Source organism: Arenibacter sp. F26102, from assembly GCF_023015865.1.
GTDB lineage: Bacteria > Bacteroidota > Bacteroidia > Flavobacteriales > Flavobacteriaceae > Arenibacter.
In genome coordinates this window covers 1-19029 of record NZ_JALKBC010000026.1, presented here as the reverse complement: position 1 = coordinate 19029, position 19029 = coordinate 1, and the positions used below count along the sequence as shown (strand labels likewise).

Annotated in this window: 12 protein-coding genes; 1 reads left to right on the top strand and 11 read right to left on the bottom strand. The window is 37.6% G+C overall.

Annotated elements, in window-relative coordinates:
* Positions 1-9: 9 nt before the first annotated feature.
* The 10 genes from MWU78_RS21470 to rbsK all read right to left on the bottom strand — a co-directional run bounded on the left by MWU78_RS21470 (position 10) and on the right by rbsK (position 16794).
* Positions 10-2151, bottom strand: a complete 2142-nt coding sequence (locus MWU78_RS21470; protein WP_247001728.1) for a hypothetical protein — start codon at positions 2149-2151, stop codon at positions 10-12.
* Positions 2152-2166: 15 nt separating this feature from the next.
* The gene (locus MWU78_RS21465; RefSeq protein ID WP_247001726.1) at positions 2167-3858 is read right to left on the bottom strand and encodes a sulfatase; all 1692 of its coding nucleotides are present in this window, start codon (positions 3856-3858) and stop codon (positions 2167-2169) included.
* 39 nt (positions 3859-3897) lie between these two features.
* Complete coding sequence (locus MWU78_RS21460; RefSeq protein WP_247001724.1) at positions 3898-5400, bottom strand: sulfatase; 1503 nt, start codon at positions 5398-5400, stop codon at positions 3898-3900.
* The gene (locus MWU78_RS21455) at positions 5400-6425 is read right to left on the bottom strand and encodes a nucleoside hydrolase (RefSeq protein WP_247001722.1); all 1026 of its coding nucleotides are present in this window, start codon (positions 6423-6425) and stop codon (positions 5400-5402) included. Before MWU78_RS21455 ends, MWU78_RS21460 begins: the two co-directional genes overlap by 1 nt.
* A 45-nt stretch (positions 6426-6470) precedes the next feature.
* Positions 6471-8216, bottom strand: a complete 1746-nt coding sequence (locus MWU78_RS21450) for a hypothetical protein (protein WP_247001720.1) — start codon at positions 8214-8216, stop codon at positions 6471-6473.
* A gap of 10 nt (positions 8217-8226) precedes the next feature.
* Positions 8227-9630, bottom strand: coding sequence for a cellulase family glycosylhydrolase (locus MWU78_RS21445; RefSeq protein WP_247001718.1), 1404 nt, complete (start codon positions 9628-9630; stop codon positions 8227-8229).
* 60 nt (positions 9631-9690) lie between these two features.
* The gene (locus MWU78_RS21440; protein ID WP_247001716.1) at positions 9691-11487 is read right to left on the bottom strand and encodes a RagB/SusD family nutrient uptake outer membrane protein; all 1797 of its coding nucleotides are present in this window, start codon (positions 11485-11487) and stop codon (positions 9691-9693) included.
* A 29-nt stretch (positions 11488-11516) separates the two neighbouring features.
* Complete coding sequence (locus MWU78_RS21435; protein ID WP_247001713.1) at positions 11517-14639, bottom strand: TonB-dependent receptor; 3123 nt, start codon at positions 14637-14639, stop codon at positions 11517-11519.
* A gap of 196 nt (positions 14640-14835) precedes the next feature.
* Complete coding sequence (locus tag MWU78_RS21430; RefSeq protein WP_247001711.1) at positions 14836-15843, bottom strand: GRP family sugar transporter; 1008 nt, start codon at positions 15841-15843, stop codon at positions 14836-14838.
* A gap of 21 nt (positions 15844-15864) precedes the next feature.
* Positions 15865-16794 carry a ribokinase gene (gene rbsK, locus MWU78_RS21425; RefSeq protein WP_247001709.1) on the bottom strand — a complete coding sequence of 310 codons (930 nt, stop codon included), beginning with the start codon at positions 16792-16794 and terminating at the stop codon, positions 15865-15867.
* Positions 16795-17024: 230 nt separating this feature from the next.
* On the opposite strand from rbsK, the gene MWU78_RS21420 reads away from it, so the two are divergent.
* Complete coding sequence (locus tag MWU78_RS21420; RefSeq protein WP_247001707.1) at positions 17025-18524, top strand: hypothetical protein; 1500 nt, start codon at positions 17025-17027, stop codon at positions 18522-18524.
* A 95-nt stretch (positions 18525-18619) separates the two neighbouring features.
* Here MWU78_RS21420 and MWU78_RS21415 read toward each other — a convergent pair whose 3' ends face one another.
* Positions 18620-18865 (bottom strand): hypothetical protein, encoded by a 246-nt coding sequence (locus MWU78_RS21415; RefSeq protein WP_247001704.1) that lies wholly within the window; start codon positions 18863-18865, stop codon positions 18620-18622.
* Positions 18866-19029 lie beyond the last annotated feature (164 nt).

Below are 19029 nucleotides of genomic sequence, written 5' to 3'. Positions count from 1 at the left end.
ACAATAGATCTATTTTTCATTAAGTATAATCCCCGCATAAGGTTCCAGCTGTATTTGCTGCCCATTTTTAAACGTTCTTGTTTTCCCATCCAAAGGATCTAAAAAGAGGTAATCGGATTGTTGCTTTAGATACAGGCCTGTTTGCTGTTTTACAGCTGAGTCATTAATAATAAAATACACGCTTTTTCCATCTATTACCCGACGTGTGTATCGAATAGGGATAGCTTCATCAGATAATAAAATGTCTTTCTTTATAGCTTTACCAATGGTCTTGTCCCAACCTGTATAGTTGCCGTCTGGAAAACTGAATACATTTTCATTTGCCATTACTTTACTGGAAATTTCTTGCATTCTTGTATCCGGAAAGTCTGTTGTTGAATTTACCGGTGGGCCGCCCATAGTAACCAGAAATCCGCCAGCCTGCACGAATTCATATAATTTTCCCCATACATCAATTGGTAAAGTATTAACTTGAGGTAAGATGACCATTTTCCAGCTGAGCGCACCATGGACGAGTCTACCGTTTATAACACGGGCATCTTGGATTGCCTTAGTATCAATAATATGATAGTCCCATCGGTTCTTAAATAGATGACGGGCCGAATTACGAAATGCCTGTTCAATTTTAATGGCATTTCTATTCCCGCCACCAATAGTATCCCATCTAACAATATGCGTTGGCTCAGGGACAAATGCCGTCCATAAAGATTCAATTGGGTAAAACAAGGCGACTTCAGCGGCTCCATGACCTCCTCTAAGTTCTTGTGCGATACGTCCTACGTATTCATTAAAGGATTTTTTTTCAGTCGTATTGGCATTACTTAAATTAAGATAATTATTAAAATCGGTGACCCCTCCTGTAAATTGAATATTAATAAATCCTCGAACCTCTTCTGTGGTAGGTTCTTTACCTAGTTCTCTTCTATCCACGACAGGGCAGGGTTCGCTCATGACCCTAGTAGCGCCAGAAAGTTCAGCAGCACTTGAAGCAAGCTTTGCAGCATGAACTGCTGTGTTTTCCGGCAAGTTACTCAGTGCATCTAGACCCGGGGCATCCATTTCTCTAAAGCAGGCCATGATATCTCCATACAAAGGAACATGTGCCATCATGGACTCCTCCAATAACAAATGTCCTCCAGATTTAAGGTTATGCTCATTACACCAAGTTTTTATCCGTTTAAAATAATTAGTAGAAACTAATTCTCCTACCGTATGAAAATATTGGTATCGAAGTTGCTGTCCGGTCGATCCAGCATCCTCGAATAATTCCACCAACCTATCCTCTGGTCGGTATCCATACCGCGTTTCAATCGCATCAGACAAGACTTCGGCCCATGGAATGACACTCCATTGTTGTAAAGGAAAAGAGACTGCCATTAGGGAGGGTTCATCCGTGAAAGTAGCTATAAAATATTGCCCCAAATCTTCTCCAAGAAGATCTACATATGCCTCATGTGTTATTTCAAGAAAAGATTCTGTCACCTCAGGGATCATAAGTGAAGGATAATGGCTCGTTAATATTCCTTTTGGAACTCCTGGATTCCGTGAAGCTTGAAAAGAATCGTATAACGGCGCCTTCGAGAACACTATTAGCTTAGATGCTCCAGAAGGAAAATCATATTTCAACCGTCCATTTTTAATATGTGAGATTAAGTTCACGGTATCTTTATGCTGAATACTTATTGCTTTTATAACTTTTCCCGGCGGAACGCCATAGTCGATATTTCCACCAGCTATGATGGTGTCCTGCTTGAATATACCCATCGCTTCCCAAGCAGGGTTTTTATCCATCACTCTTCCTCCTGCGTTGCCCGAAGGGTAACCTTGTTCATCATATAACCAAAGTTCTAAATCTGCCTTTTTAGCTTTGTCACAGAAAGCTTTAAAGGTCTTCATTCCTGAGGGGGTTAGATAATCGTTATAACTCACATTTACAGCAAACCCGCCATAACCTCCATCTACATATTTTTGAATGAGATCATCTTGTGCCCCATCATCTTTGGGTAAATTGTGAATGTTCTGATTCATTCGAAAGGTGGAAGGTACCACTTGTTGAATTTTGGGTTCCGATGCCACTTTTTTTACTTGCGCAGAAACAACAAAAACAATCAATACTATCACTACGGGGATAATTCCTTTAATTCCTTTCATTATTTTGTCGTATCATTACTTCGTGACATACCCTTCTGCTTTATACTTAGCATACAAGTCGATATACTTTGTATTTCTTTTTTCTTCCTCAGGATTATAATCCGCATTTAACGTTGGCCAATAACGTTTATCTACATGGTCTTCTAGGTAAGTGATCAGTGCCTTAAAAAGTTCTTCCGTTTTATCTGGCATGGCATCATAAAGATTATTGTTCTCTTCAATATCCTCTTTTATATTATAAAGGCTTAAACGTCCATACCAATCAAAAATAAGTTTGAAATCCCCTTTTCTAATAGCAGAATGTGGGGTTAATTGCAAACTGTCAATGGGACTTAACACGCCAACATTCAAGGGGTAATGCCAATAATAGGTATCTCTCGTATATTCACCCGAAAAATCATCCGAAAGTAAGGAGCTTATACTTTGTCCATCTATAGGGTGGTCCGGGGTATATCCGGCTATATGGAGTAAGGTTGGATATAAATCTACACAGTCTACTGGGCGATCGATCCATTTTCCTCCTTGAATTTTATCTTTCCAATAAAAAGTCAACGGCACACGTATGCCTCCTTCATACACCATAGCCTTACCTCCTTTTAACGGGGAATTAGAGGTTGTTGCTACCTTATTTTTTCCAGCATCCCATGAAACACCCCCATTATCAGACATAAAAACAATTAACGTATTGTCCAGCAAGTCCGCACTTCGCAACTTTTCCACAATTCTTCCAACAGATTGATCTAAATGTCTAACCATGGCCGCATAGGTTGAATTGTGATGTCCATTCCATCCTTTCGTTTTTTTAGTTTTGAAATAATCAATATCTTCATCTGGAGCTTGAAGCGGACTATGCACAGCAAACTCGTTGAAATATAATAAGAATGGTTTCTCTTTTGCCCCTTTTCCATAGGAGTCAATATAATTTATTGCTTCTTGGGTCAAGTTATCCGTAAGGTACTCACCTTCATGTACCACCCCATTAACCTTCCCTCTTACGAGTTCTTTTTGACGCATTTTAGGAAATATTTTGCTTGTTCTTTCCCAAGTTTCTTTCCAATCATAATAAACAGAACCGCCTGCATCGAAATAACTCAACTCTTCAAATCCCTGATCGTGCGGCTGATAACCTTCAGATCCATGTCCACCAAGGTGCCATTTACCTATAAATGCAGAAGTATAATCCTCAAGAGATTCTGCAATGGTAATGGCATCTTCACCATAATCTTGCGGTTGTCCGGAAGGCAGGGCTATTCGTGTATACCCATTGGTCAATGCTTTTTCTAATTTAAAATCATCCCCATGCATTACATCTTGTTCATGAAAACCTTCTGGAGGTAGTTCTCCTTTCGTATAAAAAGATCTTGCCCCTCCAGGGGTAGCTGTGCTAAACCCCCATTTAGAGGCGTAAATTCCTGTTAATATGGAAGATCTGGTAGGAGAACAAAGTGGTGCAGCATAAGCTTGAGAAAATGACACCCCATCATGTATTAGCTTATTTAAATTAGGGGTTTCGTAAAATTGAGATTGAGGCTTAACCTTTGTCATCTGCTCAGCATAGGAACCTATATCCATATATCCTAAATCATCAGCTAAAATGAATACGATATTTGGCCTTACGGGAATATCCTTTTGGTTGTTTTTTTCAGCACATGACAAGGATATTACAAGCAATGCTATAACAAGTAAATTAGACCAAGGACGCTTCATTTTCAATAGATTTTTTAACAAGTTTTGTTTTGACCCGAATTACTTCGGTTTACGAATTTTATATTTCACCATATTATACAAATGAGGATGAATCCCCCAAGTTCCTCTCAGTGATTCATCAAAAGAAGGATTGGGCATGGGCATTGGTGCAGCAACATCCATGCGCCAATGATTCAATAGGCTTTTCAACTCCTTAGTTTTTGAGGTGTTTACCAGAGAAAGATCAGTTTTCTCCCCAATGTCAGCGTGTAAGTCATATAACTCTACGTGATGATCATCTAAAAATTCAATCAATTTCCAATTCCCTTTTCGCACAGCACTTGCAGGTACACCATGGTGATAAACAGGATAATGCCAGAAAAGAGAGCGTCTAGAATCATACGAATAGCCCAACAATTCCGGCAGGATAGATTTCCCGTCCAAAACCTGATTTTCTGGTTGATTTGCCCCCGTAATATCAAGAAAGGTTGGAAAAAAATCAACACTTGTGATCAACTCATCACTATCTACACCTTGTTTAACATTTTTGGGCCATTTCACAATAAGCGGAACTCTAATACCGCCTTCATAAAGGTTTCCTTTCTCACCCCTCAACGGCTTGTTCGAGGAAGCAATATAAAGCAAGGAATCATTCGTATAAATGTTTTGCTTATCATTGGCCACAAGTGGAGCCTTGTCGTATCTTTTATTAAGGCCACCATTATCCGAATAAAACACAAATAGGGTATTTTCATCTATATTTAATTCTTTTAACCTGTCCATAATTCTACCCACACTAATATCCAAGTGTTCAACCATTGCCGCATATATGGCATTAGAAGGGTAGCCTTTTGCTTTTTCCTTTTTTTTATATTTATTAATTAAGGCTATATCCGCATCCAACTGCACATGTACATCGAAGTGGGATAAAAAGAGGAAAAATGGTTGGTCTTTATTTTTATTGATAAAATCGAGGCCGTAATCAGTTATTATTTCAGAAAAACGATTACTTGAAGCTACATTGGGCTTAGGTGGTTTAAATTCCAGATTGTAAAATTTTCCATTAGCCGTACTCGCTTGATCAAAACCGTGTTGATTTGGATGTTGCTCATCAAGAAACCCTAAATGCCACTTGCCAAAATAACCTGTTTCATACCCTTGTTCTTTAAGTGATTCTGCAATGCACGTCATCTCCTGAGGTAAATATTGAGTTCTATTAACAGGAACAATTAGCTTTTCATTTGGGCGCCAATGACCAGGAATAAAATCAATAATCCCATTTCTTGCCGGATATTGTCCCGTCATTATACTTGCTCTTGTTGGAGAACACACGGCTCCAGCGGTATAGGCATTTGTAAATCGCATACCCTCTTTTGCCAATTGATCAATATTAGGAGATTCATTGAAACCATTTCCATAAATAGGTAAATCTGCCCACCCTAAATCATCAGCCATTATAAACACTATATTAGGTTGTTTGTTTTCCAAGAGAACTTCTTGCTGTCCCAACACTAGTACAGGTGCTATAATAAATATCTGAAAAATTATAAAAGTCAACCTCATTAAGGCATTGGTTTATGCATCATTAAATTTTCTATGACCTGTGCCACAGAATCAGCCGGCATTTTTTCTACGAGATATTTATGGTCGCCTTGAGGGTCATCTTCCCAAGAGTTACTACCGTCCTCACTTGGAATAAAACGACCCGTTTTATACGTATAATAAGGATCAAATCCCCTTGCAGCCACCAACAATGCCGTTTGATCCCAGCTCATTCTTCCAAATTTATCGTATGGTCTTTTAGGGATACTAATGGCATATGCCATGCGAATAGGACTGTCTTCAGGACCTTCTTTAATTAATCTAAGACCCGTTAAGACTTTATTTCCAATTTCAAAACCACTAAAAACGATAGGAGTTGGCCAATTACTAATGGCATAATATGAGGCTAGGGAATCTCTTTTTACATTTACCTCTTTACCAGAAGGAAATTTTCCTGCCATTGCAACCCAGTGCTTTACTTTTTTCTCCACCAAATCTTTCCCATTTAAAGGAGAGAATGTATCAGGTTTGGACTGTAACAGGTTTTTTAAATTTGATAAGAATCCCACAGTAACAATAGTAACTGAAGAATCCGGTTGTTCTGCCAAAATTCTTCTATATACTTTAACGGCATCAGGAGCATCATCATTGGATTTGTAGGTGTGGGGAAAATTTACCATGAGTGAATCTGGCCAATGCAATTCTCTTGAATCTTGATATACACCCGAGGTTTTTAGTGCCCCTACAGGTATATCCGGTCTTCCGAAATACGTATTGATTACCTCGATTGTTGGAGCGACCAATGGGCTTAAATTGGAGGCAACTGTTCCCAATATTTCTATCTCTCCCTTATCCGCTAATGCATGTAACATTCCCATAGCCCCCACGTCATCATAGTCGCCACTAATATCAGTGTCAAAAATTACCGGAACGATTGGGTTTTTGTCTTCTGTAGGTTTGTCGGTTTTTTCTTTACAGGCAGAGCCGGATATAATCAGCAACAAGCTTAAGAGCAAGACATATGGGGAATAACACTTATTTTTCATTGTTATTTTTTTAGTTTAACATTCTTATTAATTAATTCAGCACCATTACAGCTTAATAACCGATATTGAATTTGCCTTGATAGACAATTCATATACAAGACCATCTTTCATTTCCTCGATTTCCACTCCTTTATCCTTTAAAACGAGTGAACTCTTACATAAATCCATATATCTCTGCTGGTTAGTGCTAATAAAATCGTTGGCTTGCTCACGATTAATAACGCTTTTAGCTACCAATACATAATGAACTGGAAAATACGTGGTGACATTAAGTCTATTTTTATAATCGGCATTCAGCATATTGGCATTCGCCAAGTCGTTCCGGATTGCCAATAGTGGACAGGTCAATCTATCCAGAGAGGCCGCTTTGGCTATAGGGTCTGATTTTACATAATTCTTATGCTGTTTAGGTATCATTACCCTCACAGTTTCTCCCGCTTTTTTATTGATGTCGGTATTAAAAGACGAAACGATAAGGTAGCTATTTCCATTGTCACATTTGAAAGCACCCAGAGCTTTTACCCTTGATTTAGAATTGCCTTCTACTTCTGTGTTCAATAAGTAAGAATCTCCCCCAATGGTATGATCTAAGGCCTGAAACATCCAACCTAAGCCATTGAGGACGCTTGCCTCGGGCGATTGTGATATATTTGCTACCACTGGCCAATGATACGTATCTGTAAAACCACCGGCTTTTGACTCCATCAGCATGTTGAACATAGCCGCCGCGTTGTCACTTGAAGGTCTTACGTACTGATTTCCATTCACGCCCAAAGCTCCAAATTCCTGATAATTTTTGGGGACATTGCTTAATGCAGGCTCAGCAGACTCTGCACTGCTTAAAAAATCAAGAAAACCCGAGGGTTCGGTAAGAGCATCACTACCTTGTACATACCAGCTAAAACTCACAAAATCTAAGGGAAGGTTATTCTCTTTACAAAAGTTTATTAGATCATTAAACTTGAGTACCTGTGTTTCTGCACGCCAAGGTGTATGCGTATTATAAGGTCCAAACTTAGCCTCAGGTATTACCGATTTTACAGCTTGTGCCGTTATCTTATAAAAATCAAGCATCACTTGAGGATCACTATAACGAAACCTTTCCCCATTATGCGCCTCTGTACCCAATCTAAAACTCAGTTTATTAGCCTTTTCATCACCTAAGACCAGTTTAATTTCTTTACATAATTCAGTTATGAAGGATTGCCATTCGTCCATATCTGCCGGCAATGAGGTTTGTCCGTAGGTTTCTACCCTTACATCTTCAGGATTAGGAAAACAAAAAGGAATATTATCCAATACGATGATATAGTTCTTCACCACTCCTGATGCCTCTGTAGCCGCAAAACGTTTGGCAACCTCACTCTTCCTCAACATTACCTGGCCATCCACACGCTCGGCAAGATCATAGGTATCATCTTCTCCACTGCTTAGAAATCTAACGTAAGAGAAGACATCGGCATGCAGGACAAAAGGTTCATTAGGGTCAAGATCATACCTACTATAGTTATAAGGAAAATCTGTTTCATCAAGATAAGCTACTGGGTTTTTATAGAGATGCCAAGGTGTAATCTGATCTTTTCCTCCGGTCATCATCCCAGTTCGCCAGAAGGCAGTCATAGTTCCCAATGACCTTTGTGTGAAATCAGGAATAAATTCACCATTGCCCTGTCCCTCCTTGTCACCCTGAAACGTCTCTTTTTTACAAGAGAAAGCAGATAGGATAAGTATCATAAACCATACGCGAAAACTCTTTTTTCTATTTGTTGCACTAAATATTCTTTTTTTCATTCCCAAATTTTTAGTTGTTTATACCGGGAGAAATAGTAACTGCATACTCTTCCTTATCTTTGGGCAATTGCTGGATAATTAGTTTTTGCAAACGCTCATCCCAGTTGATTTTAACTCCGTTATTAAAGGTAGATGTAAGTATTTTCAAATCCTTGGACTCAATCGGGTCATAAAAGGCGACCCATTCTCCATTATTCAGAGAAATTGTAAAGCCATCGGGATAATGTCTATTAGCTCCAATAAAAACTTCACTTGCTCCTTTATTACTATTGTATCGGAAATTAAACTTCAATTCTCTTTGAGCATAATTGTAATCAAAGTCATAAAGTTTGCCCGCTATTATAGAGGGGTAGGGTCTAGCAATTATATCGGTAATATACCTACGCTCTGCTGTACCTACAACCTCCTTGTCTTTAAATATAGCCCATGTAAATTTGCCTATTGGGTTAGTTCCTTTCCAACGGGATCCCAGAAACCAGGCCTTAATCATCCCAACACCTAATGAATCTGCTATTTTGGCCGTTTTTATATATGCTCTGGCATACCGCTGTTGCTCTAAAAGGTCGATATCCGTTTGGTCATAAGTAGCCGACCCCCATTCACCCAAAAACAAGGGCACTTTTGAAAGCTTTGCCTCTTTTTGATATCTATCCAACCATGGTTGGATTTTTTCTAAATCTAATTGGTAAATATGAGGGGCAAACATTACTTTGCTTCTCTCTATCGGAATATTCATTTCATAAAAAGGAATGGGCAATTTTGCCCGATCAGGATTTTTTTCCATTAATAGAGGCTGAAAAAAGGCCCATTTTTTGCGGTCAACCTCTTGAAGTTCATCAATCAATTTACGATATAACGGAACTAACTTATCACGTTGCAAAGCATCGTACGAAATATCCAAATTTCCCCTCTGAGGTTCATTCAACAAATCATAGGCATAAAGGGAATCATGATCCTTATATCTTTCCCATAGCACATGCCACGCTTTTGACAGTAATCCCTGCTCATTGTTTTTATTTAACCATAAATCTCTCCAGTGATTATCCCCGAAGCCTTTTATTCCGTACACGGTCATCTTAAATCCCGTTTTCATACCATACTTCGCTCCTAGTTCAATTAAACGGTCTAGTTTTTCATAGTACGTCGTATCGACCTGGTGACCGGGCCAAGCGCCTAATTTGGACATATTTAATCTTATAACCTGAAAATTAGCCCCTAAGCGTGCTGCCCTAAGATAATCTTCATCCGAAAAAATTATATCCCCTATACCATCCTCAGTATTCATAACAAATCCTCTAGGAACAAACTGTTTACCCTTACTATCCAAATAGGTATAAGCTAAGCCAGTTTGTCCTATTAAATCTGTACTAATAAATAAAACTAACAGTAAAACGTGTATTTGACGAAATAGCATTTTGTTGATCTTCGTTTAAAATTTGTCCGTAAAAATTTTAATTCATCCTGGAAAACACGGCTATAGTTCATAACCTGGGTTTTCTACCAAGTTTGGATTGTTTGCTATTCTATTCCGGTTAATTGGTAAATAGTAGTTTTGTTTAAAAAATTTAGGCTCATTTACTGTTCCATGTACTTTATCCAAAATCTCCAATTCAAATTTCCCAGAGTCATAATCTAGAATATAACGCAGTCCGGACTCGTTATTGGAGAGTTCACTTACAGCTGTTCTCCATCGTCTAACATCCCAGTATCTATGACCTTCAAAAAGTAATTCTACTTTTCTCTCATGCCGTATTTTATCTCGGTCTATTGCTGTTAAATCTGCTACCCCAGCTCTTTCCCTAATTAGATTTACGGCATCCAATGCATCATCCACTCTTCCTAATTCAAAAGCTGCTTCTGCATAATTTAACAAAACCTCACCATAGCGAAAAACCAACCAATCTGTTTCAGAAGTCCCCCAACCGATAGTATTATCATGATCCTCATCAAGGAATTTTAACATTCCAAACCCAATTCCATTGGGTCTTTGGTTTATGCCTATTGCTGGGATTGAATTATAAGTACCATTATTGACCAAACTACCGTCCGATGCTCTTATCCCACGGTTCATTTGCAACTTTTGACCTTTCCATGACGTATTCTGAGTATAAATTGAAGCAAAGAATCGAGGATCTTTATCTTTCCATAAATCTTCGGTTGTCCATAAACCACTGGTTATTGGGGATTTATCCAATTCACCGGGGCTTCCATCTATATATTCAAACTCTTCAACAATATCCAAATAAACTCCATCTGCATTACCTGCTCCCACACCGTTAGGTTGTGGCGTTTCAATAAAATCCCATCCCCATCCATTTCCACCTTGCTGGGAATTGATGCCATCGTGAATTACAGCCATTATTACTTCTGAGTTATTTTTATCCAGAAAGATTTTTCTAAAATTCATTGCTTTATCACTATCCTGATCGTATAAGGCAAACTCTTGACTATCTATTATTAGTTGAGCCGCATCATAGGCTTTTTTATAATAATCATCACTTAAACCCGCGTCTATTCCAACAACTCCATCTAAATTAACGTCTCCAAACTGGGAAATACTCCCTGCATATAGCGCCGCCCTACTTTTTAATGCCAATGCGGTATATTTTGTTGGTTTACCATATTTGGCCATAGCTTTATTTTGCGGAAGGTCATTAATTATATCATCCATTTCCGATAGGACAAAATCATAAACTTCCTGTTCTTTATTCCTGGTCGGGAACAATTCTTCTTCAGGGTCATCGATACTTTGCAACCTGATAATCAAAGGCACGCCCCCATAACGTTTTACCATTGCGAAATAGTTGTATGCTCTTAAAAACCTTGCGTCTGCCATTTTTTCATTAATGAATTCTGAAGGAAAACTAGATGAAGGCAGGCGCTCAATTAACTCATTTAAGGCTCTAATAATTTTATATGAAGGCTCCCACCATTCAAATATTCCTCCATTTATATCGAGTCCTCCATTTCTAAATTTATTGACATTTCCGCCCCAGTTATGCCTTGTTTCCGCTCCTAACTTATTAGGGTATGTAATTGGAAACCAACCCTTTCCATTCGTTATTTGATTCGCATTAACTTCATTAACCAATATATAGGTATTTGCCCATTGCTCTGTTAAATAAGCATCTACAAGCACTTCATCATTCCATACTGCGGCATCCGTAATTGAATCCAACGGCACCTTATCCAACACGTCTTTAACACAAGATGATAGTCCGAATACACATAACATACATATGTATATAGTTTTTATATTATTATTTTTCATTAGAGTAATTTTTAATGATATTAGTTTTATTATAACGAAACATTTACACCTACAGATAAAGTTCTCTGTTGCGGATAGTACAATCCTGCACTACCTGACGGCAATTCTGGATCAACATTGAAATCTTTTAATTTATCAAATGTGAAAAGATTTGTTCCGGCTATATACAAACGGATTTTAGAGAAACTTGATTTCTGAGCCCATTCAGTTGGCACATTATAGCCAATACTCAAAGATTTAAGTCTTAAATAACTGGCGGATTTAATCCTATAGTCAGAACTTGCATCGTTTAAAGGGGACCCTCCAAGTCTTGGTTCTAAAGCATTTGGATTGTTATTTTCTTCTGTCCACCTCAACTCATACCTCGCAGCTGGAGAAACTTGGTCTTTTGTGTTTAGGTTTACATTTGCATAACTATTAAACCCTCCTTGAAAAAAGGCAGAAAAATCAAACTGTTTGTATTTTAGATTTACATTAAAACCTAAGATCCAATGAGGCAAGAATCCTCCATCCGCAATTAGTACCCTATCCTTCCAATCCAATACTCCGTCATCATTAGTATCAACATACTTAACATCTCCTGGTCTAAGCGAGACATTACCTACTTGGTCTTGATCAAATTCCAGAGCCTCAATTTCTTCTTGAGAAGTAAATAATCCATCTGATTGATACCCAAATATACGATCTGTCCATTGACCTGATTTTTGGTCAATTCTTTTCTGGTCTGGATCGGTGTACTCAGGCTCTTCAAAATGATCCCACTTAGATCTTGACCAAGATAGCGTACCCATTACATCCCATGAAAAATCCTTAGAGTGCCCTCTTGTTCCCAACAATAATTCAACACCTCGATTATTTTGGCTATTAATATTTTCTTGAGGTAAATTTGCCCCAAAACTAGTTGGGAGAGTAGAATTTTTGGTTGCTGGAATCCCTGCTCTTTGCCTATAGAAGCCTTCTAACTCCCCATACAGTTTACTGTTAAATAGTTGAAAATCTACCCCTACATTGTAGATCGAAAGCTTTTCCCATGTTAAATTGGGGTTTGCCAATCCTGTAGATATTAAACCTTGCTCAACTGAGGTTCCTTGAAAAATATAGGTATCATCAAATCTATATCCTGACAAATATTGGAAATTACCTACGTTATCATTTCCTGACTCACCATAACTGGCTCTTAGTTTTAATTGGTTTAAAAAAGAGTCTTCTTTAATGAAGTTTTCTTCCGAGACAACCCAACCTAGCGAAACACTTGGAAAATAACCCCACCTATTGACCTCAGAAAATTTAGCAGATGCATCAGCTCTAATTGCGCTTTCTAATAAATACTTATTCTTATATCCATAAGTTACTCTTCCTATAAAACTTTGGCGTCCCATTTCCGCCCCAGCACCATCACCAATCATATTCTCTGTACTTCCTGCAAATAATTGGTCAATTTCATTCGTTAAAAATCCGTCTCTTCTCGCCCTTGTCCATTGACTTTTTACATCTATCTCCTCATACATTGCCAAAGCAGAAACGCTATGGGATTCATTAATTGTTGTTGCATAATTTAATGACGTCTGACTTGTTATAGTTCTGTTATTACCATTTCGAATACTGAGTTCCGGATTACTTCTAACTGCACCAATAGTATACGCATCTGAGGCATAATCATAATCATATGTTTCGAAACTCTTATTAAAGAACTTTTCAATTCCGTCATTTCTAAGATAATTAACGAATGTCTTTGCCGAAAGACCTTTTACAAACGGAATCTTATAATCTAATGACAAGGTCCCGTTAAAATTAAAATCATCGGAATCCCTATACCCCCAAATATCACGATTAGTACTTATACTTGCTGGTGCTATTCCTGCCGTTACATGTGTGTTCGGGATTTTTGTAGCATCGGGAAAACTGGCGGGAACTGTTGGTGAAGTCAACCAAAAATCGCCCCATATATCCGTAGACCAATCTCGCGCTGTAAAATTACGATCTTCAACCTTACCTGAAATATCCAATCTTAGAGACAAATCTTCAGTGATTTCAGCATCTATATTTGATTGAAAATTATATCTTTTATAATTACCATCACTTTTGACCCACATCGTTTCCTGGTCTAAAAAGCCTATTAAACCGAAGTATTTAATTTTTTCACTCCCCCCTCTAACAGAAATATTATGCAGGTATTGCGGTGCCCAATCTCGGGTCAAGACATCATACCAATTGGTATTGGGATACTGTGGATCCGTACCGTTATAAAACTTATCAATTTCATCCAATGTATAAGGTGCGGTAGCTTCTGGATTCCCAGATTGGATCCATTGTTCTCGAGCCATTTCCGAATACTGCCCAGAACTTACCGGTTTAGGCGTTCTGGTAACCCCCTGGTATGTTAAGGAGGAATTAAGTGTAATTACCGGCTTTCCTAATTTACCTCTTTTCGTTGTCACCAACAACACGCCATTTCCTGCCCTAGAACCGTAAATAGATGCAGAACCATCCTTTAAAATTGAAATTGACTCAATTTGGTTGGCATCAATATTATTAAATGAAGTTTCAACTCCATCAACAATTACCAAAGGGCTTCCAAAACCACGAATGCTTAGTCCAGCCGCATCTGCACCAGGCTGCCCACTTAATTGTATGGATTTCAATCCGGGCAACTGACCTGCCAACAAGTTAGAAACACTTGCTATTGGAGCTCTTACTAGTTCTTCAGATTTTATGGTAGAAATTGACCCTGTTATACTACCCTTTCTTTGGCTTCCATAACCAACAACTACAACCTCATCCAACCCAGAGGCGCTTTCCTCCAGATTAATTACCATTGTAGTTTGATTGCCCACCGGTATTTCCTTCTGAGCAAAACCTATATAGGAAACCACGAGAACAGCATTCGGACCACTCACAGTAATAGTGAAATTACCATCAAAATCTGTCTGAATACCATTTGAAGTACCTTTCTCAAGAATGTTGGCACCCCCTAAAGGTAAACCCTCATTATCCGTTACCTGACCGGTAACTACAAAATCTTGGCTAACCCCTTTTAAACTTTTTTCACTTAAGGCAGATATACCAATGTCTAACAACCTAGTAGACATAGTCAACTGAGCAGTCAAAAACCCTGATTGGACAATACAAAATAAAAACAACAATTTTTTCATAAGTTCAAATTTGATAGATTAGTTTTTTTGGTTAAAGTTTGGTAAGGGGTAGCTACTATTAGAGATTAAACCCACCACGGGATAAGTTTTTTCTTAGATTTCGTAGTTGCATCCCCAATAAGTAGTGAATAAAAAATAAACACCTTTTTTTCATTCCTTCATAAGGTTAAACACCCAACACCTACAACAAATAGTGCTAGAAGTCACGTCCTGCAACAATGATCGAAGCAAGACCTAATACAAAACATAAAAACATTGCAAAAATCAGATATCCAACAACCTTCGGACTTCCTTTAAATTCTTTCCATACGAAAACCCCCCATAAGGCAGCAACCAAGGTTGCACCCTGCCCAAGTCCATAAGAGATGGCTGGTCCTGCCAAACCGGCAGCAATAAGGTTAAAAAGATTTCCAAGAGCCCAAATGCTTCCGCCAATAACGCCTACAATATGGAGATTGGCCCTACCGCTGAAATAGCTCTTATAACTTACCGGCTCACCTTGCAGAGGTCGTTTCATTAAGATGGAATTAAATATTACGTTGCTCAACAGTATACCTCCAGAAAATACGACCATAGCAGTGTAGGGAGTCATTTTTCCCTGTGCTGGAGCTATAAAATTATCCAAGTCCATACCAGAAGCGACAAATGGATAAAAGAGCGACATTAGAACACCCGCCACAATTGAAACTATAATCCATTTAAGACTAGCTCCTCCTTTGGATTTGGCTGTTTTACTATACGCCAAAGCATTTAATACGATGGCAATAATCACTAAAAATACGCCCAGAAAAATTAACTCGGGATTGCCTTTGTCCATTAATAAATAATTGAACAATACTCCTAAAATCAAAGCAATCCCTATTCCTATCGGAAATGCAACAGCCATTCCTGCCCCCGCTATAGCGGCCGTTAATAAAATATTGGCCAAATTAAAAATAACACCTCCTACAAAGGCACTTATTATGTTAGCGTTATCTACTTGAACAATGTCTTCCAGAAATGACCTTCCATTTTCACCGTAACTGCCCATAGTAAATGCGGCTATTATTGAAAATAGAAATATGCCAATACAATAATCCCAATAAAACAATTCGAATCTCCATTTGCCCTGAACCAATTTTTGGGTATTTGCCCATGAACCCCAACACAACATAGTTATAAGGCAAAACACAACTGCAATGGTATAATTTTCTACAACAAACATATTTTACGATTTAGATTTATATTATTCTAAAAACTTAAGTACTAATTCTTTACGAAATGGCATGGAAGATTGAGCCCCCATCCTAGTAACTGTAATAGCCGCTGCGGAACATGCAAATTCTACCGATTCCTGCAAGGATTTCCCTTCGGACAATCCAACCGCCAGGGCTCCGTTAAAAGCATCTCCCGCACCCGTCGTATCTACGGCATCCACTTTGGAAGCAGGCACATGTGTGGTTCTACCATTATCTTCGACTATGATCGCTCCCAACTTGCCCACGGTAATAATCACATTCTTCACCCCTTGATCATAAATGTGCCGAGCAGCAATTTTTGCACTATCAAGGTCTTTCACTTCAACCCCCGTTAAAATTTCGGCTTCACTTGCATTTGGTGTCAAAATATCTATCAAACCAAATAAACTACTGGTATCTTTATTTGCAGGGGCCGGATTCAAAATCACCTTAATATTTCGTTCTTTGGCTAATTTCGCTGCACACTTTACAGCTTCTAAGGGTATCTCCAATTGAATAAGCACAATTTGAACATCTACTACCGATTCCCTGAAGACCCTTTCAAGGTCTTTGCACAACAAATTGGAATTGGCGCCCGGAGCTACCACTATACTATTTTCACCCTGGTCATCTACCGTTATCAAGGCCACCCCTGATGGATTGCTCTCATCAGGTATTAGGCCAATGGTATCTATACCCTCCTCCTCAAAAGCCTGAATAGATTGTTTTCCAAAAATGTCATCTCCAATCTTTGAAACAAAACAAACATCCCCTCCCAAACGCGCAACGGCAACAGCCTGATTAGCTCCTTTTCCACCTGGGGCCATAAAAAAACCACCTCCCAAAACAGTTTCTCCCGGTACCGGAATATGATGCGTCTGAATTACCATATCCATGTTAGAACTTCCGATTACCATTATTTTAGCAACTTTTGTCATAAATTTTTTAATTATCAATAATAAATTGATCTAATTTTTACCAAACATAATATTTGAATTGAAAAACATATTACCAAAAATTGGCCCTATATTTAATCTTAAACTTTAAAAGTTGAAGTATAATGTATTTATTTATCTCTTATTCAGCTTTTTACATAATACTTTTTAGTTTATAATATTAATTATCAAGTATCAATAGTGGCAAAATTATCCTCCAAAATTTATCAATTATGAAAAAAAACCTTCATCAAATTATCAAATCCATGTCTTCGGGTGAAAAAAGGGCCTTTGCTTTAAATTGCAAAAAACAAGGAGGCAAAAAGTCATATTATGACCTATTTTATTTAATTAACTCTAAATCAACAGTGGACTGGAAAGCGTTAATAGAGGAGTTTCACGTGCTTCATCCTAATAAATCTTTTAACAATTCATGCCAATACTTAATGAAGAACATCTTGGATACTTTGGTCGGCATTAAATCGGAACACAATCCGCAATTTCAATCCTATCAAGAATTAATGAGGGCAGATGTATTATTTGAGCGATCATTACCTAAAGAAGGATATAGAAAAATTAAAAAGATTCAATCAATTTCTGAAGACCTCCAAGATCATGGTTTGGGCTACCTTAGCTCCAGATTAGAAATAAATTACCTAAAAGCTCTAGGTCTAGGGGAGGTAGACGAAAAACACCTGATTTCGATACACAACAAAGCAAAAAATAGTCTTAAAATGCTAAGACAAATAAATGAACACCATTCCTTATACGAGCTTTTGCAGCACAGATTAACCATTAAAGGGGGAGTTTTTAGTGAAAATGAAAAAAAAAAATTGGACGACCTTGTCCTAAGTGAACTAAGTCTAATGACTTTAGGTTTGCGAAAAAGTTTCGAATCACAATCAGTCCATCTTTTATTTCAATCCTATTATTTTACCAATATTGGAAATAATAAGTTGGCACTTAAAATATTTAAAGAGCTGAACGACCTATTCGAAAACAACAAGAAGTTTTGGGGCTACCCACCAATCGATTATTTATCCACCCTAGAAGGAATATTGAACAGCTTAAGATCGATTAATGGGCACAGTGAAATACCATATTATCTAAACAAATTGAATTTATTGGACAATAGTGATTACCCTGAACACTTTTGCCGATCTGTGAAATTAAACTATATAAATTATAGGCTTGTTTTTCTTTTAAAGAATCAAAATTTAAATGAATCTATAGAATACATAGACATTGTCAACAACGAAATAATAGACTCAATACCATTTGTGAGCGCCTCACTACAATGTGAACTCCTTTTAAATATTTCGCTGACCTACTTCCAGGCCAATGACTTAAAAAAATCCTATAACTATATAAGTCAAATATTTTTTAACACAAAACCTAATTACTCCATAACCACATTTAAGACGGCTAAATTCATAGCACTGATTATTATCTATGAGCGAAAGCAATTAGATTATCTGGAATATGAATTAAGAGCCTTTAAAAGAGCTATAAATAATAAAATAAAATTGACAAAATTAGAAAAACTAGTACTTAAAGTCCTCCTGGCCGATCCCGATTCAAATTCTGTCCCTAAAAATCAATCTTTATGGAAATTTATTCTTCCTAAAATGGAGAATATCGAGAAGGATAAATTTGAGACAAAATCTTTAAAATACTTTGATTTTATAGCGTGGATTAAGTCACATTTTGGAGTAGACAGTATTGCTTGTTAGATTATGATTTCTAAATTTCGATAAACCATTTTTATTAATTCCCATTTACTTCAGTTGGGATATTTTGTTTAAAAATATTGGAGTTTTTTAATAGGCTAATTCAACAAGCCGCCATCATATTGGCCTCGTCCAGGATATGGTTGGTAAAGCTTTCCAAATATACTTCGGTTTTCCGTAAAAGAGTCATGGCTCAATCCTTCACTAATTATCTCTGTTGATATTCCCATAAACTTGGCAATCGTTGCCCATGAATGACGGATATAATAGGTCGTAAATTCACCTTCTATCCCCGCATCCTTTGCAATGATATTAAGACGTTCGTTCATTCTCCTTCTTTGCAATTTGTACTTTTGAAAATGTTTAGCAACCTGAATTCGACGTAAGAAAGTAAGGTTTTTACAATAGAAATAGCGGAAAATTAGGTATATTTAAGTATCTGAAATTCAAATATTTAACCAACTTTCCGCTTATGATTTCCAAGGATAAAATTACTGAAATTTTCTGT